This is a genomic window from Sorangium sp. So ce117, from assembly GCF_051524395.1.
GTDB classification, from domain to species: Bacteria; Myxococcota_A; Polyangia; order Polyangiales; family Polyangiaceae; genus Sorangium; species Sorangium cellulosum_B.
Map to the genome: position 1 here is coordinate 4422415 of NZ_CP150309.1, position 19719 is coordinate 4442133.

17 protein-coding genes and 1 pseudogene are annotated in these 19719 nt (G+C 70.7%); 12 read left to right on the top strand and 6 right to left on the bottom strand.

What is annotated here, in order from left to right; all coding sequences use genetic code 11:
- Window positions 1-31 precede the first annotated feature (31 nt).
- The 10 genes from WMF46_RS16510 to WMF46_RS16555 all read left to right on the top strand — a co-directional run bounded on the left by WMF46_RS16510 (window position 32) and on the right by WMF46_RS16555 (window position 9794).
- A complete protein-coding gene (locus WMF46_RS16510) occupies window positions 32-1180 on the top strand; it encodes a glycosyltransferase family 1 protein (RefSeq protein ID WP_437986478.1) in 1149 nt (382 codons plus the stop codon).
- The gene (gene glf, locus WMF46_RS16515; protein ID WP_437986479.1) at window positions 1173-2297 is read left to right on the top strand and encodes a UDP-galactopyranose mutase; all 1125 of its coding nucleotides are present in this window, start codon (window positions 1173-1175) and stop codon (window positions 2295-2297) included. The genes WMF46_RS16510 and glf overlap by 8 nt, the downstream gene beginning before the upstream one ends.
- Before the next feature lie 2 nt (window positions 2298-2299).
- A complete protein-coding gene (locus tag WMF46_RS16520; RefSeq protein WP_437986480.1) occupies window positions 2300-4483 on the top strand; it encodes a family 1 glycosylhydrolase in 2184 nt (727 codons plus the stop codon).
- A gap of 8 nt (window positions 4484-4491) precedes the next feature.
- Window positions 4492-4656 carry an NAD-dependent epimerase/dehydratase family protein gene (locus WMF46_RS16525; RefSeq protein ID WP_437986481.1) on the top strand — a complete coding sequence of 55 codons (165 nt, stop codon included), beginning with the start codon at window positions 4492-4494 and terminating at the stop codon, window positions 4654-4656.
- A 49-nt stretch (window positions 4657-4705) separates the two neighbouring features.
- Window positions 4706-5782, top strand: a complete 1077-nt coding sequence (locus WMF46_RS16530; protein WP_437986482.1) for an ABC transporter ATP-binding protein — start codon at window positions 4706-4708, stop codon at window positions 5780-5782.
- A 1-nt stretch (window position 5783) separates the two neighbouring features.
- Window positions 5784-7106 carry an ABC transporter substrate-binding protein gene (locus tag WMF46_RS16535; RefSeq protein WP_437986483.1) on the top strand — a complete coding sequence of 441 codons (1323 nt, stop codon included), beginning with the start codon at window positions 5784-5786 and terminating at the stop codon, window positions 7104-7106.
- On the top strand, window positions 7103-7993 hold the full coding sequence (locus tag WMF46_RS16540) for a carbohydrate ABC transporter permease (RefSeq protein WP_437986484.1): 891 nt from the start codon (window positions 7103-7105) through the stop codon (window positions 7991-7993). Before WMF46_RS16535 ends, WMF46_RS16540 begins: the two co-directional genes overlap by 4 nt.
- Window positions 7986-8831: a carbohydrate ABC transporter permease gene (locus WMF46_RS16545; protein WP_437986485.1), complete on the top strand. Its 846-nt coding sequence runs from the start codon at window positions 7986-7988 to the stop codon at window positions 8829-8831. The genes WMF46_RS16540 and WMF46_RS16545 overlap by 8 nt, the downstream gene beginning before the upstream one ends.
- 323 nt (window positions 8832-9154) lie before the next feature.
- Window positions 9155-9514, top strand: coding sequence for a hypothetical protein (locus WMF46_RS16550; protein WP_437986486.1), 360 nt, complete (start codon window positions 9155-9157; stop codon window positions 9512-9514).
- A gap of 49 nt (window positions 9515-9563) precedes the next feature.
- Entirely contained in the window at window positions 9564-9794 is a 231-nt protein-coding gene (locus WMF46_RS16555) for a hypothetical protein (RefSeq protein WP_437986487.1), read from the top strand.
- Between the two features lie 1167 nt (window positions 9795-10961).
- On the opposite strand, the gene WMF46_RS16560 is transcribed toward WMF46_RS16555, so the two are convergent.
- The 3 genes from WMF46_RS16560 to WMF46_RS16570 all read right to left on the bottom strand — a co-directional run bounded on the left by WMF46_RS16560 (window position 10962) and on the right by WMF46_RS16570 (window position 14097).
- Window positions 10962-11636 (bottom strand): O-methyltransferase, encoded by a 675-nt coding sequence (locus tag WMF46_RS16560; RefSeq protein WP_437986488.1) that lies wholly within the window; start codon window positions 11634-11636, stop codon window positions 10962-10964.
- Window positions 11637-11845: 209 nt separating this feature from the next.
- The gene (locus WMF46_RS16565; RefSeq protein WP_437986489.1) at window positions 11846-12100 is read right to left on the bottom strand and encodes an alpha amylase C-terminal domain-containing protein; all 255 of its coding nucleotides are present in this window, start codon (window positions 12098-12100) and stop codon (window positions 11846-11848) included.
- A 662-nt stretch (window positions 12101-12762) separates the two neighbouring features.
- Window positions 12763-14097, bottom strand: coding sequence for a cytochrome P450 (locus WMF46_RS16570; protein WP_437986490.1), 1335 nt, complete (start codon window positions 14095-14097; stop codon window positions 12763-12765).
- Between the two features lie 409 nt (window positions 14098-14506).
- Between WMF46_RS16570 and WMF46_RS16575 the strand changes: the two are divergent.
- Window positions 14507-14651: pseudogene (locus WMF46_RS16575) on the top strand (DUF899 family protein); the annotation flags it as partial.
- Window positions 14652-14970: 319 nt separating this feature from the next.
- Here the strand turns inward: WMF46_RS16575 and WMF46_RS16580 are convergent.
- The 3 genes from WMF46_RS16580 to WMF46_RS16590 form a co-directional block, all read right to left on the bottom strand.
- Window positions 14971-15354 (bottom strand): hypothetical protein, encoded by a 384-nt coding sequence (locus tag WMF46_RS16580; protein ID WP_437986491.1) that lies wholly within the window; start codon window positions 15352-15354, stop codon window positions 14971-14973.
- An 87-nt stretch (window positions 15355-15441) separates the two neighbouring features.
- Window positions 15442-17139, bottom strand: a complete 1698-nt coding sequence (locus WMF46_RS16585) for an amidohydrolase (protein ID WP_437986492.1) — start codon at window positions 17137-17139, stop codon at window positions 15442-15444.
- Between the two features lie 48 nt (window positions 17140-17187).
- Window positions 17188-18552 (bottom strand): hypothetical protein, encoded by a 1365-nt coding sequence (locus tag WMF46_RS16590; protein ID WP_437986493.1) that lies wholly within the window; start codon window positions 18550-18552, stop codon window positions 17188-17190.
- A 681-nt stretch (window positions 18553-19233) separates the two neighbouring features.
- Here WMF46_RS16590 and WMF46_RS16595 point away from each other — a divergent pair.
- Window positions 19234-19683 (top strand): hypothetical protein, encoded by a 450-nt coding sequence (locus tag WMF46_RS16595; protein WP_437986494.1) that lies wholly within the window; start codon window positions 19234-19236, stop codon window positions 19681-19683.
- The last annotated feature ends 36 nt before the right edge of the window (window positions 19684-19719 follow it).

The following is a 19719-nucleotide window of genomic DNA, read 5'->3' on the forward strand; positions in this document are numbered from 1 at the left end:
CGCGCCGCGGCCGCCACCGAGGAGGACAAGCATGAGCCCGAAACGGCGGCCGGACGTCGTCTGCTTCTCGCACCTGCGCTGGAGCTTCGTCTTCCAGCGCCCGCAGCACCTCCTCTCGCGCTGCGCGCGCACGCGACGCGTGTTCTTCTTCGAGGAGCCGATGTGGAGCGATGGGCCGCCGCGGATCGAGGCCGCGCCCGTCGATCGCCACGGCGTTCGCGTCGTCACGCCGCACCTGCCACCAGGCCTCGACGACGCGCGGATCCACGCGCTACAGCGCGATCTCGTCGACGACATGCTCGATCGCTTCGGCATCGACGATCATGTGCTCTGGTACTACACGCCGATGGCGCTGCTGTTCTCGCGGCACCTCGCGGCCAGCGCGGTCGTGTACGACTGCATGGACGAGCTCTCCGCGTTCGCCGGCGCGCCGCCCGCGCTCAAGCATCACGAGGCCGAGCTGCTCCGCCGCGCCGACGTGGTCTTCACGGGAGGGCGCAGCCTCTACGAGTCCAAGAGGGCGCTGCACGCGAACGTGCACCTGCTCCCGAGCAGCGTCGACATCGCCCACTTCGCCGCGGCGCGCCGGCCGCTCGCGCCGCCCGTCGATCAGGCCACGATCCCGGGCCCGCGGCTCGGTTACTTCGGCGTCATCGACGAGCGCATGGATCTCGATCTCATCGCCGGCGTGGCCGCCGCCCGGCCTGAATGGCACCTCGTCTTCGTCGGTCCGGTCGTGAAGATCGAGCCGGCGAGCCTGCCGCGCGCGCCCAACATTCACTATCTCGGCAAGAAGACCTACGAAGAGCTGCCCGCCTACCTCGCGGGCTGGGACGTGGCGCTCCTTCCGTTCGCGCGCAACGAGGCCACGCGCTTCATCAGCCCCACCAAGACGCCGGAGTACCTCGCGGGCGGCAAGCCCGTCGTCTCCACGTCGATCCGCGATGTCGTCCGGCCCTACGGCGAGCTCGGCCTCGCGCGCATCGCCGACACCGCGGCCGATTTCGTGGCCGCCGTCGAGGCGTACCTCGCCGAGGACCACGCCGCGCGGCTCTCGCGGGCCGACGCGCTGCTCGCACAGGGATCGTGGGACGCCACATGGTCGAAGATCGAGAAGCTCCTCGACGGCGTGCTCATGGTGGGCCGGCGCCCGGCGGCGCGGCAGGGCGCCGATGTTTGACTATCTCATCGTCGGCGCCGGCTTCGCCGGCTGCGTGCTCGCCGAGCGGCTCGCGCGAGGCTCGGGCAAGAAGGTGGTCCTCTGCGATGTCCGCCCGCACATCGGCGGCAACGCCTATGATCACCACGACGCCGCCGGCGTCCTGGTGCACAGGTACGGCCCCCACATCTTCCACACCAACTCGCGGGAGGTCTTCGAGTACCTCTCTCAGTTCACCGAGTGGCGCCCGTACCAGCACCGCGTGCGCGCCTGGGTGGACGGGCAGCTCGTCCCCATCCCCATCAACCTCGACACCATCAACCAGCTCTACGGCCTGCGCCTGAGCGCGCCCGAGGTGGAGGCGTTCCTCGCGTCCCGGGCCGTGCGACGCGAGCAGATCCGCACCAGCGAGGACGTGATCGTCAGCAAGGTCGGCGTCGAGCTCTACGAGAAGTTCTTCAAGCACTACACCCGGAAGCAGTGGGGACTCGACCCGTCCGAGCTCGACGCCGCCGTGACCGCGCGGGTGCCGGTGCGGAGCAACCGCGACGATCGGTACTTCACCGACACCTACCAGGCCATGCCGCTCCACGGCTTCACGCGCATGTTCGAGCGGATGGTCGATCACCCGAACATCAAGATCCTGCTCAACGCCCCGTTTCGCGAGATGCAGAGCGTGATCCCTCATCGCGAGGTGATCTTCACCGGCCCCGTCGACGCCTTCTTCGACTATCGCTTCGGAAAGCTGCCGTATCGATCCCTGGAGTTCCACTTCGAGACCAAGGATCAAGAGAGGTACCAGGACGCGCCGGTCATCAATTATCCGAACGAGAACCCCTATACCCGGGTCACCGAGTTCAAGCACCTCACGGGCCAGGTGCACCCGAAGACGACCATCGTCTACGAGATCCCGAAGGGCGAGGGCGATCCGTATTACCCCGTGCCGCGGCCGGAGAACGCGGCCCTCTACCGCAGGTACGAGGAGCTCGCCAAGGAGACGCCCGGCGTCCACTTCGCAGGGCGGCTCGGGACCTATCGCTACTACAACATGGACCAGGTGGTGGCGCAGGCGCTCACCCTCTACGCCAAGCTAGCCGGCGTGCCGAACCGACAGCTCGCCGCGGCCAAGGCGGCTTGACCATGGCGCAAGAGGCGAGGGCGCCCCTCGAGATCTGGGGCGGGGTGGAGTGCACGGTCAACCGCGTCGGCGACGTGGTTCACCACCAGCTCGAGCGGAGCGGGCACGCGCGCCGCCTCGATGATCTCGATCACTTTGCCGCGCTCGGGATCCAGGCGCTGCGCATGCCCGTGCTCTGGGAGCGGACGGCCCCCGATCGGCCGGAGCGCCTGGACTTCGGCTGGGCTGACGCGCGGATCGAGCGGCTCCGGGCGCTCGAGGTGCGGCCCATCATCGGGCTCGTCCACCACGGCAGCGGCCCGCGTTACACGAGCCTCGTCGATCCGGGCTTCTCGGAGGGGCTCGCCCGCTTCGCCCGCGCGGCGGCCGAGCGTTATCCGTGGGTCACCGACTGGACGCCGGTGAACGAGCCGCTCACGACGGCCCGCTTCTCGGGCCTCTACGGGCACTGGTACCCGCACGGCCGCGATCCGCGCACGTTCGTGCGCGCGCTGCTCACCGAGTGCCGCGCGATCGCGCTCGCCATGCGCGCCATCCGGGAGGTGATCCCCCGGGCGCGCCTGATCCAGACCGAGGATGTCGGCAGGACGACGAGCACGCCGCTGCTCGCCTACCAGGCCGAGCACGAGAATCACCGGCGCTGGCTCAGCTTCGATCTGCTCACGGGGCGCGTGGACGGCGATCACCCGCTGTTTCCGCTGCTCCTCGGGTGGGGCGCCTCGCCCGCCGAGCTCGCGTGGTTCGTCGAGGGGCCATGTCCGCCGGACATCCTCGGCATCAACTACTACATCACGAGCGAGCGCTTCCTCGACGAGCGGCTGGCCTCTTACCCCGCCTGGTCGCACGGCGGAAATGGCAAGCACGCGTATGCCGATGTCGAGGCCGTGCGTGCGGTCGCCGAAGGCATCGACGGGCACCGCGCGCGGCTCCAGGAGGTCTGGGATCGCTACCGCCGGCCCGTGGCGATCAGCGAGGTGCACCTCGGCGGCCCGCGCGAGGAGCAGCTTCGCTGGCTGGTCGAGGCGTTCCGCGCCGCAGAGGCGGCGCGCGCGGCGGGCGTGGACGTGCGCGCGGTCACCGCGTGGTCGCTGCTCGGCTGCTTCGACTGGAGCTGCCTCGTCACGGAGGAGCGCGGGCACTACGAGCCGGGCGTGTTCGATGTGCGCGGCCCCGAGCCGCGGTCGACGGCGCTCGCTCGGCTGGTCTCCGCGCTCGCGCGCGGCGATCGCTTCGAGCACCCCGTGCTCGTCCCGCCGGGCTGGTGGCGGCGCCCGGAGCGGCTGACGTACGGTCCGGCCACGGCCGCCGCGCCCGCGCCCGAGGCGGCCGCCGCCGGCCCGCCCATCCTGATCACCGGCGCGAAGGGGACGCTCGGCCGCGCGTTCGCGCGCCTGTGCGCGCTGCGCGGCCTGCCCCATCGCACGATCGGGCGCGACGAGATGGACATCGCCGATCCCGCGTCGGTCGAGCGCGCCCTCGATCGGTTCGCCCCGTGGGCGGTCGTCAACACGGCGGGGTTCGTGCGCGTCGACGAGGCCGAGCGCGAGCCGCACCGCTGCGAGCGCGAGAACGCGCTGGGGCCCGCCGTGCTCGCGATCGCGTGTCGCCGGCGGGACGCGCGGCTCGTGACCTTCTCGGCCGATCTGGTCTTCGACGGCGCGCAGCGCTCGCCGTACGTGGAGACCGATCCCGCGCGGCCGCTCAACGTCTACGGCCGCAGCAAGGCGACGGCGGAGTGGAACGTCCTCGCGATCCTCCCGGAGGCGCTGGTGGTGCGCACCGCCGCGTTCTTCTGTCCCTGGGATGAAGCGAACTTCGTCGGCGCCGCGCTGCGCGCCCTCGGCGAGGGCCGGAGCTTCCACGCGGCCGACGACGTGATCGTCTCGCCGACGTACGTCCCGGATCTCGTGCACACGACCCTCGATCTGCTGATCGACGGCGAGCGCGGCATCTGGCACCTCGCCAACCGGGACGCGACGAGCTGGGCGGAGCTCGCCTCGCGCAGCGCGGCGCTCGCGCGCGTCCCCGCGACGCGGCTCGTGCGCTGCCCGAGTCGCGCGCTCGGCCTGGCCGCGCCGCGCCCGCGGTACAGCGCGCTCGGGAGCGGCCGCGGGCTCTTGTTGCCGTCGCTCGACGACGCGCTCGCGCGCTACGTCGCGGAGCGTGACCCCCGGCCACAAAGTTAGGAGGTTTCATGCGCGTCCTGGTCACCGGCGTAGCCGGCTACATTGGCAGCGTGATCACCGAAGAGATCGTCGCGCGCGGTCACGACGTCGCGGATCTGGCCGAGATCATCGGCTCGGCGTTCCGCTGGGGGCTCGCCCGGCGACGCGAAGGCGGCGCTCGCCCGGCAGCTTGATCTCGCCCACGCCGCGGTTCACGAGCAGCGGCGCCGAGGAGGCGGAAGCGTGGCCGCGATCGCGTTCGAGCATGTGTACAAGCGCTACCAGGGGGGCGCGCCCATCGTGGAGGACCTGTCGCTGCGCATCGAGGACGGCGAGCTCCTCGTGCTCGTCGGGCCTTCCGGGTGCGGCAAGTCGACGACGCTCCGGATGATCGCGGGCCTCGAGGACGTCGACGGCGGGACGCTCTCCATCGGCGGCCGCGTGGTCAACGACGTGCCCCCGAAGCAGCGCGACGTCGCCATGGTCTTCCAGAGCTACGCGCTCTACCCGCACATGACGTGCTTCGAGAACATGGCGTTCTCGCTCGCGCTCCGCCGCGTGCCGCGCGACGAGGTGAAGCGCCGCGTGGAGGCCACCGCGCGCGCGCTGGCGATCGATCACCTCCTCGATCGCAAGCCGCGGGCGCTCTCGGGCGGCCAGCAGCAGCGCGTCGCCATCGGGCGCGCCATCGTGCGCGAGCCGGGCGTGCTGCTCATGGACGAGCCGCTCTCGAACCTCGACGCCGCGCTGCGCAGCTCGATGCGCGCCGAGCTCCGCCGCCTGCATCGTCGCCTCGGGACGACGTTCGTGTACGTGACCCACGATCAGACGGAGGCGCTCACCCTCGGGGAGCGGATCGCCGTCCTCCGCGGAGGCGCGCTCCTCCAGCACGACAGCCCGCAGCAGCTCTACGACCGGCCGGCCAACGTCTTCGTCGCGACGTTCATCGGCGCACCCCCGATGAACCTGATCCCCGCCGAGCTCCGCCTCGACGGCCCGACCTCGGTGCTCTCGGCGCCCAGCGTGCGGCTCGCGCTGCCGAGGACACCGGAGCACCGCGAGGGCCGGGTGATCGCCGGCGTCCGGCCCGAGCACCTCGGCCCGGCGCCCGCCGGCGCGTCGCTCGGCGTACAGGGCGATGTCGAGATGGTCGAAGCGATGGGGTTCGAGTCGTACGTCCACCTGCGCGTCGGCGACGCCGCGATCGTGTCCCGCTGGTTGGATCGCGGCACGACGCCGGCCGTCGGCGCGCGCGTGGCGCTGGCCGCCGCGCCGGAGCACGTCCATCTGTTCGATCCGCGCACCGAGGAGCGGGTCTGAGATGGCCCGTCGCGCGCTCTGGCTCGTGGTCCTGTGCGCGTCCATCTCGCCCGCCGGATGCGCCTCGAAGGCCGATCCCCCCTCGCACGTCGCGCGCACCACCATCACCTTCGTGGGCTGGGGGATGCCGGAGGAGCGGGCCATCATGCGGTCGGCGCTCGCCGCCTTCGAGCGGATCCACCCGGAGATCCACGTCGAGTACACGCAGGTGCCCGGCGTCGGCTACGACTACCTCAACAAGCTCCGGCTGATGATCGTGGCGAAGCGCGCGCCCGACGTCTTCTACGTGCCCGACGGCGCGTTCGGCGAGATGGTCAGTCAGGGCGTCCTGCGCGACATCGACGGTCTCGTACAAAAGAGTCGGAACCTCGACCTCGCCGACATCTGGCCGACCGCCCTGGACCGCTATCGCTGGAATGGCCGCGTCCTCCACGAGGGCAGCCTCTACGCGCTGCCGAAGGACATCGGCCCCACGGTGCTCTACTACAACAAGGACGTGCTGCGCCGCCGCGGCGTGCCCGCGCCGGATCCCGAGGTGCCGATGACCTGGGACCAGGCCATCGCCGCGTTTCGTGCGCTCACGTACCGCGAAGGTTACGTCCAGCACTGGGGGATCACCGGATATCCCTATGAAGCCGCGGTGTGGTCCGCGGGCGGCGAGATCGTGGACGCGGCGCAGCGCCGGTGGCTCATGGACTCCGACGTGTCGATGGACGCGGTGCAGTGGTGCGCGGATCTGGCCCTCCGCCATCAGGTGGCGCCCAACCTCGCCCGCAGCGGCGGCGCCGGGCAGAGCGAGCTCTTCGAGGCCGGGCTCGCCGCCACGCACATCGATGGTCGCTGGATGGTCCCGCGGTATCGCCGGATGCGCTTCGACTGGGATGTCGCGCCCGTGCCGGTGCCGAAGCCGGGCATGACCTCGGTGAGCTGGTCGGGCTCCGTGGGGCTCGCCGTCAGCGCCGCGAGCCGGCGCGTCGCCGAGGCGTTCACGTTGATCGAGTACCTGGCCGGCCCCGAGGGACAGCGCGAGCTGGCCCGATCCGGGCTCCAGGTGCCCAATCAGCGATCCGTTGCCGCGACCGCCGCCTTCCTCCAGCCCGGGCAGCGGCCGGCCCACGCCGAGGTCTTCCTGCGCGCCGCCGAGACGAGCCGTCCGAGCCCCGAGACCGAGATGCCCAACGCCTTCTGGCACGAGGTCTTCTCGAGCTTCATCCCCCAGGTCTGGCGCGGCGAACGGCCCGCGCGCGAGCTGCTCCCGGCCCTCGCGCCGGTCGTCGAGCAAACCATGCGGGAGAACAACCCCGGACCGGAGGCAGCGCGTTGAAGAAGCAGATACCGCGCGCCCGCGCCGAGGCGCGCTGGGGTTGTGCGTTCGTGGCGGTCCCCGTGCTCGGCTTCGTCGTCTTCGCGCTTGGCCCGATGCTGGCGTCGCTCTATCTGAGCTTCACCCGCTTCGAGGTGCTCACGCCGCCGCGCTGGGTCGGCCTCGACAACTACGCTCGCCTCTTCGCCCGGGATTTCTTCATCTGGCGGACGCTCGCCAACACGGCCTTTTACCTCCTCGGCATCCCGGTCGGCATCACCATCTCCCTCTTGCTCGCGCTCCTGTTGAACCAGAAGCTCAGGCTCGAGGGGCTCTTCCGCACCGTCTATTTCATCCCCTCCGTGTGCTCGATCGTGGCCGCGGCGCTGCTCTGGAAGTGGATCTACAACGCCGACTACGGGCTCATCAACACGTACCTCCGCGCCCTCGGCGTCGCCGACCCGCCCGGGTGGCTCTCGAGCCCGCACCTCGTCAAGCCCGCGCTCGTCGTGATGGGGATCTGGAGCGGGCTCGGCTACAACATGGTCCTCTTCCTGGCCGCGCTCCAGGGCGTGCCGCGATCGCTGCTCGAGGCCGCGGAGCTCGACGGGGCGAACGCCTGGCAGCGCTTCCGGCACGTGACCCTGCCGGCCATCAGCCCCATGACGTTCTTCATCGCCGTTACCAGCGTCATCGGCGGGCTGCAGAGCTTCGATCAGGTCTACGTGATGACGCGCGGCGGCCCGGAGTTCCGCTCGGCGACGTTCATGCTCTATCTCTACCTCACCGGCTTTCAGTACTTCCAGATGGGTTATGCGTCGGCGATGGCCTGGGTGCTCGGCGCGCTCGTGATGATCGTGACCGTGCTCCAGTTCCGCCTCGCCCGGCGCTGGGTGCACGATGAGTAGCGGCCGGAGGTCCCGAGGGCGCCGCGCGCTCCGGCTCCTCTCGTATGCGATCCTCGCGCTGGTGGCCGTCTTCGTGCTCGCGCCCTTCGCGTTCATGATCAGCACCAGCGTGAAGCCGGCGGACGAGATCCACGCGGTCCCGATCCGCTGGATCCCGGCGCGCCCGACGCTCGCCAACTACCGGCAGGCCTTCGCCGAGATCGACATCCTCCGCGGCACCTGGAACACGCTCCTCATCGCCGTCCCGTCCACCCTCGGCGGCCTCCTCACCGCCTCGTTCGCCGGCTACGCCTTCGCGAAGCTCCGTTTTCCGGGGCGCGACGCGATCTTCGCCGCGCTCCTGTCGACGATGATGCTGCCGAGCGTGGTCACGTTGATCCCGCAGTTCGTTGGCTTCGCCCGGATCGGCTGGATCGACACCTACTATCCGCTCATCGTGCCGGGCGCGACGGGCAGCGCGGTCGCGATCTTCCTGATGCGGCAGTACTTCGCGAGCATTCCGGACGAGCTCATCGAGGCCGCGACGCTGGATGGCGCGAACCCTCTCCAGACGTTCACGCGGGTGGTCTTCCCCCTCGCCGGGCCGGCCGTCGCGACGCTCGCGGTCCTCGGGCTCAAGGCCGCCTGGAACGACTACTTCGGGCCGCTCATCTACATCACCTCTCCGCAGAAGATGAACATCCAGCAGATGATCGCCGGCACCCAGAACGCCTACGGCGGCGAGCCGGCTGTGCTCATGGCGGGCGCCTCCCTCGCGATGTTGCCGCTCGTGGTGCTCTTCCTGTTCGCGCAGCGGTACTTCGTGGAGGGGCTCGCGCGGACCGGGCTCAAGCGCTGATTCGTCGCCATGGCGCAAGGCTTGTTTCCGGACCGGAGTTGTCCGCCCGGACGGGCACATCGGAAGGCTCGCGTCCCCGGGCACGCCCGAGCAGCTGGACGAATGCCTTCGCCCGCTGGCCGGGTAGGGGAAGGCGCCGAGAGCAGGAGGTGCGGCTCGTTCGGTTGCTTCTGGGAGCCAGGCGGCGCACCCCCTGGACGTCGGGATCGGCGCGTCGGTCGGATGTCGGAGCTCATCCATGATGCCCAGCATGGATCAGAGAACCCCGGTGCATCGTCCATGCGCGCTCGACCGTGGTCTACAAATCGCAGCAATCTTCACTCATGGAAGCCACGACATACAGGCTGATTGCCGCCCTCTTGCTATCGCCCGTTTGTTCCTCATGCACCATGGCGGCGGAGGATGTAGGCGAAGGGGCCGACGTGGTCATGTTGGATGACATGACCACGTCAGAGGCCACCGCCACCGCATCGGATGAGCTGGATTTTCATGACGTGCCGCGCGTCGATCGTCAATTGATCTGCCTCGCCTTGACGACATCAGGCCAAGAAGCGAAGGAGGCGTTTTGCGGATCGCGATGGAGGCTCGACCCAGACAAAAAGGACGAATGCTCGAAGAAGGCAAACAGCGGGAGCGATGTTGAATGGGTCTTCTACTGCGCACTGACAACGTTCCCGGATTAGCCGCATGAGCCGCTAGATCTGCTATCCGAACGCCGTTCGCCGGTATGCCGTGGAAGGTGAACCGGACCGCCAGATCGCCCTGGTCATCGGTAAGCCGATCGAGCCGGGGTCCCCGGACGGCGGCTCGCCCCTGTCCATGGTGAACGCGCATGGGGTCGCGGGGGGCTGTGCGTTGGAGAGGTACGGGGCAGCTTCGCTCCCCAAGCTCGGCAACGTCGTGACGATCATCGAGGACACCTGGACCGTCCAGACGAAGGACGCGCGCGGCATCGTCTATTGACGAGCCTCTCGAAGAAACAGGGGACCGAGGCGGCTGAAGCGCGTGAGCTCGAGCGCTACCTGCCCACGGTCGAGCGCGCCCGCCGCCACTCCTGAGCGCGCACTGTCGCCGCTCCTGAGCGTCCCGCCGCGCCCCTGCTCGCGCGCATGCTCGCCGAACGGCCCTGGGGCCGCGGCGCGAGTGCACCCGTCAGGTCTGCAAGCGGCGATCTCAGGATCGAAAGCTTCAGGGGCTTCCTTACGGGTAAGTCCTTGAAAAAGGTGCGGAAAGACCCTGGACCGTGTCCTGCTAGGTTACCAGGGCAGAGCGCCCGTGACGGCTTCCCCCCCCCGCCGTCGAATGGGCGCTCTTTTTTTAGGGCTCCCCCACAGAATCTGTGGGCGCACGCGCCGAGCAAGCACGGAACGACTTGTGGACGGGCATCTGCGGGGCACCCTACCGCATCGCATTTCTGAGCGATGCGTCGAGGGCATCCGTGGGACGCGTTGCCTGCTCCCGGATCGTCGTCGCACAGGCTGTGCGTGGATGCGTCGACGCGCAGCTGGAGACCGGAGAATTGAACGCAAAGGCGCCAGGGCGCAAAGACGCAAAAAGACACGAGAGGGGCATGTAGTTCCATTCTTGCCATCCATTGGCCACACGATGGATGCCCTGCATTCTCTCTCCGCTTTTTTGCGTCTTCGCGCCTTTGCGTCTTTGCGTTAAAATCCGCCATTCTCGGCGACGTCCGCCACATGCGCGACGAGGCACCCTGCGTTGTGGGTGGTTCCGCGCCCGGAGCGCCTTCGCCAGGAGCGGGTAGCCGTGACCTTCGAGAATCCGGCCGCAGAGGGCGAGCCGGAAGCCGAGGCGACGGAAGGCGTCGATCCCGGCGACAGCGAGGAGCGGTGATCGCGCTGGAGCGCCGCCGCACAGCCCTGGGGGCCGCGGCGCGAGCGCATCCGCCAGGTCTGCAAGCGACCATCTCAGGATCGAAAGCTTCAGGGACTTCCTGATGGGTAAGTCCTTGAAACAAGTACGGAGAAGCCCTGGCCCGTGTCCTGCTAGATAACCACGGCAGAGCGCCCGTGACGGCTTCCCCCCCCCGCCGTCGAATGGGCGCTCTGTTTTTTGTGGCCCGGCGCGGCAGGGCGCGAGGAGCGTCCGGCAGACGCTCGGCTGCTGCGGCTACGGATCCTCGGTGACGAGGACGATCGCGAGGCCGTCGTATCCCTTGCTTCCCACGGTCTGGATCGCCGTCGCGCTCACGCGTCGCTCGGCCGCGAGCAGCTCGTTCAGGCGGCGCACCCCCTGGACGTTGGGATCGGCGCTCTCGGGGTCGATGACCGCCCCCTTGCGCACGACGTTGTCGATCACGATGACGCTGCCGCGGCGGGAGAGCTTGAGCGCCCACGCGAAGTAGTCGGGATTGCTCGGCTTGTCGGCGTCGATGAAGATGAGGTCGAACGGGCCGCGGCCCTCCGCGGCGAGCCTTGGCAGCGTGTCCAGCGCTCGCCCCAGGCGCAGCTCGGCGATGTCGGCCAGCCCGGCGCGATCGAGGTTCGTGCGGGCGACCTCGGCATGCTTCGGCTCCGACTCCAGCGTGATCAGGTGGCCGCCGGCGGGCAGCGCCCGCGCGAGCCAGATCGTGCTGTAACCCCCGAGCGTGCCGATCTCCAGGATGGCTCGCGCCCCCCGGATCCGCGCCAGGAGATGCAGCAGCTTGCCCTGGTTCGGCGCGACGTTGATCGCCGGCAGGCCGGCCGCGGCGCTGGCCGCGAGCGCCGCATCGAGCGCGGCGTCGGACGGGACGAGCAGATCGGTGAGGTAGCGATCGACGGCGGACCATTGCTCCTGAGCCATGAAAATCTTCCTCCTCACGTCGGGCGACCCCCGTCGCCTCGCACAGGTGAGTTGAGCGGCAAGTGTTGAACTCTACTGCATGTATCGGCGATGCTGAGCGCCCTCGCAGGGACGCCTCGCCGCCAGGTCAAACGTTGGATGTTTGTCCGTTATAACAGATGCCTGGGATGAGCGCAGCCCTCGCCGCCGCGCGGGGCTCGTCGTTCGTCCTACCGCGGCACGAGGACGCGGACGTCCCAGGGCGCGAGGTCCAGCGCGAGGGCGTCGGCCCGGAGGTGCGCGCCGGCGCCGCTCAGCGCGTCGCGCAGGCCGCCTCGCGCGTGGGCGGCGAACGGCTCCGGGACGGTGAGCCGCTTCTTCACCGATCGCTCGCTGAAATTCAGGACCACGAGCGCGAAGCGGGAGGCGTCGTCGCCGTGCCTGACATAGGCGAAGACCTCGTCGTCCGGCCCCCCGGCGTGCACCGTGATAGCCAGATCGCCGTGACGCCGAGCCGCTCGATCGCGGGGAGGGCGGCGCGGACGCTCCGGAGCGGCGGATCACCGAAGGACGGCGGCACGACGCCGTAGAGGACGGCATCGTCGATCCAGGCCGGTGCGGGTAGTGCTCAAAATTGAACATGAAGGCGGGAAGGCGGGAAGAAAAGATCAATGATCTTCCCACCTTCCCGCCTTCATGTGAACACTCTCCGGGCAAATTTGAGCACTACCTCGCCGCCCACCCGGATCGCGCAGTCCTCCAGCGTGCCCGCTCCGGCGAGGGCGCCCTGGACGCGCGCGCTGAAGGCCCAGACGTCGGCATCGCCGGCGTGCAGCTCCAGCCGGGCTTGCGCCGCCGCGGAGGGGCGCCGCGATACCGAGGGGGTGACCGATTCGCACGAGGGCGCCGCCAGGAGCAGTGCGGCAGCCCATCCAAGCCGGGTGAGCGGCCGCGCATGAGGCGATGGGCCTGGGGCGCGCTGCCGAAGAGCGCCCATGGCCGCGCCGATCGGCACGACCGATCCAGAGAGAGAGCACGGAGGTTTTATGTCGTGATCTTCTCGCTCTCCTCCATGTCCGCCGTGTCGTGTCATCCACGGCGGCGCATTCCCGTGCTGGGGCTTCCCCTGCGCCTCCTCGCGCCAGGATCAGGCGGCGGCGTAAAGGCGGCTGCGGCTCCGGGCGCGCACGACGAGCGGGACGCCCCCCGAGGGGCTCAGCGTCAGATTGCGGCGCACGGGGCGGGGCGGACGCTCGTCGAGCAGGCGGAACTCCCATGCTGACAGCGCCACGCCGAGCACGATCTTCATCTCGAACATCGCGAAGGCCGCGCCGATGCAGCGGCGGTGTCCGCCGCCGAACGGCAGGTACTCGAACGGGGAGAACTTGCGCTCCAGGAAGCGCTCCGGCCTGAACCGGGACGGCTCGGGGTAGAGCTCGGGGTGGTGGTGCACGAGCAGGATGCAGGGCGCCACCCCCGTTCCCGGCTGGAGCTCGTGCTCGCCGAGGCGGAACGGCTGCGCCAGGAGGCGCGGGGACTCGGTGACGATCGGATAGATGCGCAGCGCCTCCTTGCACACGGCGTCCAGGTAGGGCAGGGCAGCGAGGCGCTCGGGGTCGGGCTCCGGGCCGAGGGCGTCGATCTCGTCGCGGAGGCGCGCGAGGACGCCGGGGTGGCGGTGCACATGATCGAGGGCCCACGCGAGGGCGAGCGCCGTGGTCTCGTGCCCGGCGAACAGCAGCGTCCGGAGCTCGTCGAAGATGGCCTGATCGCTCATGCGCGATCCGTCGTCGTAACGGGCCGAGACCATGAGGCTCAGGATGTCGTCGCCCGGCGCCGCGCGCGCCCGCTCGATCTGCGCCCGGAACAGGGCGTCCAGGTCGCCGACGCGCCGGCGGAAGCGCGCGTAGGGGCCGATGCCGCCGAGCTCCCGCTGCAAGGGCGGCAGGAAGGTCAGCGCCGGGGTCAGCGCGTCGGTCATGGCGACGACGGCCTGAGCGAATGCGCTCGTTCGAGACGGCTCCTCCACGCCGAAGACGGCGCGGATGATGACGTCGAGCGAGATCGCCTGCGTGAGCTCCTGGGCGATGGCGCGGGGCGCGCGCGCCGCCTCGGTGAGCCTGCGGGCGGCGGTGTCCGCCATCGCCGCCGCGTAGGCGCGCATGCGATCGCCGTGGAACGGCGGCGTCAGCAGCTTCCGCTCGCGCCTGTGGCGCTCGTCCGAGAGCATGAGCAGCGAGTGCTCCCCCACGAGCGGCGCGATCGCCTTGGTGGCGAAGGGAAGGAAGGTCTCGGGCGGCGCCGTCATCACGTCCTGCACCGTCCTGGGGCCTCCGGCGATCACGACGTCGCCGCTGACCACGGGGACGTTGAAGACATCACCGTAGGTGGCGGCGCAATGCGTGAGGAACTCGAACGGACGGGTGAGGAACTTGTAGGTCGTAAGAAGTCGGCTGCGCGGGCCTCGGGGCAACTGGCTCATGGCGTACCTCGGCGGGGGGCTCGAGCCCGGGGGCGCGCGGCGCCTCACCGGGATCGACGCTAAGGATGGGCTCGGCGCGCCGCTGCGGCAGCGGCGTCGGGCGCCAATGTTGCGACGGACGGCGCCAGGCGGGGGCGCGCCGCGCGGTGTCCGTCCGACCAAGGCCCCCGTGACCCACCCCCGTCGGGGCCGGCCGGCGCTACCGCGCTCGCGCCCCGAATAGCTCGCCTGGGCCGTTGTCGGTGCGGCTAAGCAATGCTCATGCCGTAGGCATAGCGGCGGGCGGCGGCGTTTTTTGTCGGATGCAGCGATGAGTTCCGCGCGCTCCGGCAGTCGACCTTCCGAACCCGTTCCGCGGCAGCGCCCGCATCGGGCGAGGCCCATTCCCGATGACCATGGAGATGTCCCCATGACCCGGATCGAACTGCCCCGCGTCGTGTCGCGCGCCGAGTGGCTGGAGGCGCGCAAGGCGCTGCTCGCCCGCGAGAAGGAGCTCACGAGAGCGCGCGATCGGCTCAACGCGGATCGCCGGCGCCTGCCGATGGTCGAGGTGACCTTACGGGCGTGGCACGGAGTCGACGGGCGGCTCGTACTATTTCCTCGATCTGACCGCGCTCGGGCGCCAGGAGGAATGGGAAGAGCCCAAGGGGCGCAGCACAGGGCTGGGCGCCAAGGCCGGCGACGAGCGCATCCGCTACCCCGACGAGCAGGAGGACCTGTCCGACTCGAGCGGCGCGCGGCCCGCGGTCGCCGCTCCCGAGGCAGACGACTGTTGCTCACGGATGCGGCGCTGAGCCGCAGGGCCCTCGCCACACCCGGCGAACGCGCGACGTCCGAGCGGCCTCGCTCGCCGCGGGCAGCAGGGAACGCCGCTCACCGCGCATCGAACCTCACGTCCAGATCCGGGTACTTGCGGGCGAGGTACTCCAGCGCCAGCCACGTGTGGCAATGCCGGACCTCGGGCTGGCGCGCCGTGGGGCAGTTGCAGCCGAGGAACACGTCGCCTTGCCGGGCCTCCTGCGCCAGCGCGTCGAAGTGCTCCCGTTGCTCCGCAAACCGCTTGTCGAGCACCGCAAAGTAGGCGGCGCGAAACCCCTTGAAGCCAGCTTGCGAGGGATCCGAAAGGAACTCTTCGACGATCTCCGGGGTCGGCCTCAGGACGTGGTGCGTGTGTTTGCGCGTGTCGTACCGCTTGCCCTCTGGCAGCGGATCACCCTCCGGACGGCGCCCGCGGACGATCTGGTAGCGTGCAAGCATAGGTGCTCATTCCTCCTTTCGTTCGTCGTTTGCATGCGTCGGCCGTGAGGTCTCATGGCGGTCCGGACGAAGCGCAGCGCGCGCCGCTCACCGCGGCGCCGGCGCGCGCGCCACGCGGCCGCCCACGACCACCATGTCGATCGGCGTGTCGACGAGCGAGCGATCGGGCGAGAGATCGCGGCCGAGGACGGTCAGATCGGCCACGTAGCCAGGCGCGATCCGGCCCCGCTGGCCCTCGGCGAAGGCCGCGTACGCGGGCGCCTCGGTGAAGGCCAGGAGCGCCTCGTCGAGGTCGAGCCGCTCCTCGGGCATCCACCCGCCCGGGGGGTGGCCCGAGAGATCTTGCCGGGTCACGGCGGCATGGATGCCGAGCAGCGGTGAGGCGTCCTCCACCGGGAAATCCGAGCCGAACACGAGGCGCGCGCCCGACGACAGGAGCGACCGCCAGGCATAGGCGCCCTTCAGGCGATCGGCGCCGAGCCGCGCGGGCGCCCACGGCATGTCGCTCGTCGCGTGGGTCGGCTGCATCGAGGCGATCACCCCGAGCGCCGCGAAGCGCGGCAGATCGTCGGGCGAGAGGATCTGCGCGTGCTCCACCCGGAACCGCAGCGCCGCCGCGCGCTCCGGGCCGAGCGCCTCGAACGCGTCGAGCACGGCGCGGTTGGCGCGGTCGCCGATCGCGTGCACAGCGAGCTGGAAGCCCGCGTCCGCGACGATCCGCGCCGCGCGCGCGAGCGCTTCGCGATCCATCAGCAGGAGCCCGCTCGTCGAGGGCTCGTCCGCGTACGGCGCGAGCAGCGCCGCGCCGCGCGAGCCGAGCGCGCCGTCCGCGAAGAGCTTGACCCCGCCCAGCACGAACATCGCCGTGCCTGTCGGGTCCACGTCGGGCGCGCGCGCCTTCAGCCCATCGAGATTCCCGTCGCCCGCGAGGTACGCGGTGACGCGGATCGGCAGCCGCCCGGCGGCGGCGAGCGCGCGGTAGACGGCCACGGTCTCGTCGCCGATGCCCATCTCGTGCACGCCCGTGAGCCCGGACGCGAGCGCCGCCTCGGCGGCGCGCAGGATGCGCCGCTCGCGCACGGCGGGCGGGTCGGCCGGGACCTTGGCCTCGATGAGGCCCATCGCGTTGTCGATGAAGACGCCCGTCGGCTCGCCCGCGGCGTCGCGCAGGATGCGCCCGCCCGGTGGATCCTGCGTGCCTCGGCCGACCCCGGCCGCGCGCATCGCCGCCGCGTTCGCCCAGAGCGCGTGCCCGTCGACGCGGTGCAACGCCACCGGGTGCTCCGGCGCTGCCGCGTCGAGCGGGGCGTGCGTGGGGAACGCGGCGCCCGGCCAGAGGTTCTGGTCCCAGCCGCGGCCGGTGATCCACTCGGCCCTCGGGCGGGCCTTCGCCGCCTCGGCCACGAGCGCCGCCGCCGCCTCGGCGCTCTTCGCGCCGCGCACGCTCAGCGTCTCCAGCGCGACCCCGAGCCCGTAGAGATGGGCATGCCCGTCGACGAGGCCGGGCACGACCGCGCGCCCCGGCAGCTCCTCGACGCGCGTCCCCGGCCCGACGAAGGCCTTCGCGTCGGCCGCGCTGCCCACGAAGACGATCCGCTCGCCGCGCACGGCGACCGCCTCGGCGCGCGGGTTCCCGGGGTCCATGGTCCGGACGACGCCGGCGGAGATCACGAGATCGGCGGGCGCCTCGGACGCCGCCGTCGCGGCGAGCAGGCCCGGCGAGGCACAGCTTGGGGCGAGGCTGCCGAAGAGGCTCAGGAGCGTCGCTCGGAGCGCGTTCGACATGAGCGCCACCCTAGCACCCGCATGGGGCGCGCAACGGCGGGCAGGGGGCTACCAGAGGCTCAGCGTGATCGCGATGGTCAGCAGCGGCAGCGGCGCGAGCACCGCGACGAAGAAGACGAGGACGTCGAGCCGCGCAATCCGCGCGCTCCCTCGCTCGAGCAGCCGGGCCTGCTCTCCGGCGACGATCTCGGCGCCGCAGTGAGCCCCTCCGCGGTACGTGCCCCCGGACGTCGGTCCGAGGACCACGACCGGTCCGGGCGGCAAGCCGCGGTCTGCGGCGCGCACGGGAGCCGAGCCGTCCGCGAAGTCGAGCCAGCCGTTTTCCTCGAGCACCGCGACCCTCGCCCCCGCGATCCGCGCGAGGGCGCGGCGGGCGCGCCAGCGATGGCGGAGCAGCGCCGCGGAGAGCAGCGCTCCGCAGGCCGCGACGGCGATCGCCCGCCGGTGGGCGCCGAGCACGTCAGCGACGAGGCGCATGGACGCGGGCCTCGCGACGAACCGCGGCGCCGCGAGGACGACCGGACCTGCTTCGCCGCCGCGATGGGCATCGTGGATCGCTCCGTCGAGCACGAGCAGCTCGCCCAGCTGGCGGCCGCTGGCGAACAGAGACGCCTTGCGAACGAGCGGCGACGCCTGGCGGATGATGAGAGAATCGCGGGCATCGATCCAGCCCGGCTGCTGCCGGCACGCCTCGGGGTCGACCATCGTGTACGTGCCGCGCTGAGACAGCCACGTCACGAGCTGAGCGTCGAACGGCCTCCCGGCCTCCTCCACATCGAGAAAACACCTCTCGGACAGGCTCGGGCACAACCGGCGCACGCCCAGCCGGCCGATGGTCACGTCGTGGATGCGCGTCACGAGGGGCGGTCCGGACGGGTCCGACGGGCCCTCGGCGATCATCGAGGGCTCCCCCTCGACGGGCGGGACGACTCCGATGCTCGGAAGGGACGCGATGTGATCCTCCGGATCAGGCTCTCGCACGGCGCGAGCGGTCGACACGGCAATGAGGCCCGTGGCCAGCGCGAGGACGGCGACGCTCGCCGCGTGGAGAGCGCGCGGCGGCACGTGGACCATGGTGCTCGCCATGGCAGCGAAGAACACCACCCCGAGGGCGCCGACGAGGGCGGACATGAGCCCGAACACGCTCCCGCTGGCCGGCAGCCACTCTCGCCATACGTGCCAGGAAGGGGGGATGTCGGGGCACGTCATCGCATCCCGGGTCATTCGGAAGAAAAGGTACGCGAGCGGAAAGACGAAGAGGGGAAGGGAGACGCGCAGCGCAGCGCTGCGGGTCGCGGCGGCGACGCAGAGGAGCGCGACGAACAAGCCCGCCTCCACCACGAACCAGGGGACGGCCACGTGCTTGCCCGCGAGGATGGCGAGCGCGACGCAGGGGCCAACCAGGACCCCCACGCACGCGGCGTGACCCCTCGGAGGGTCCGAGGAGAAAGAGGGGGGATGATCGCCCGGTGCCAGCACCAACGCTCCTTGAGCTTCACCGAGGCGCCCCGCCCACGGCGGGGCCACCTGGACGCCGAGGAGCGCCCTGCGCGCTGCGCGCCTCGGAGAAACGCGCCTCGGCCTGTATGTCCGACGATCCCATGGGGCGCCGATCGCCGTCAAGGAGGCCGCCGGATCGCGACGGACGGGCGCTCGACTCCTCGGGCTCGTGCATCGAAGGCGCCGCGCTCCCTTCACAGCCTGCGGGACGCGGGCGGCGCGGGCGGCGCCGACCCGTCGAACGAGCACATAGCCTGAGCCGGCCGCGGCCTCCCGGGCCAGAGAGCACCTGAGAGGACACCTGGTGGAGGCTCGCGCCGTCGGCGTGGGGGCTCAGACCTCCACCGCGCCGCGCGGGCGCCCCCCCGGCGCCGCGCGGTGGAGCGCGAAACCACCGCAAGAGGCCGTCTTCCCCGTGGATCCTGGGCGCGCCGGGGGCGGCTCGAAGCGCCCCGACAATCTGGCCTGCCGATTGCTCTATCGGGATGCGACGCCGCGAGACAGCGACGAGGGCCATCTGGGCGACTCGAACTCGCCAGAGGCCACTGACACGCGATCTCGTGAGCGTGAACCCCGACCGAAGGATACACAACCATGAAGCTCAAGAACCTGCTCCTCTGCTCGCTCATCTCGTCCTTCTCGCTCGTCGGCTGCATCGCCGAGCCGCTCGACGGCGACAGCGCCGATGAGGGTGCGAGCGACGCCGCCGAGGTCGTGGGTGAGGGCGCAGAGGCGATCATCGGCCCGGGGGGTGACGACGGCGGCGGCCCGGTCACGAAGACCGTGAACCTCTCCTGCTCGATCACGTTTCCCAGCATCTTCAACCCGAACGCGGCGATCAAGAACACCTCGCTCTTTGGCGTTCCGGACATGGCGAAGATCACCTTCACCGTAACGCACTACTACGGCGATCCTGGGCCCTACACCCGCTCGGTGACCGGGCCGCTCGCCAAGGGCCAGACCAAGCTCGTCCCCCTCTCGCACCCCGGCGCGCTCGACGCCTACGGTTGCACCGCCAAGGCCACCTGGACCATCATCGACTGAACCCGCCGCAGCAGACCAAGCGGTAGCTTCTGAAAT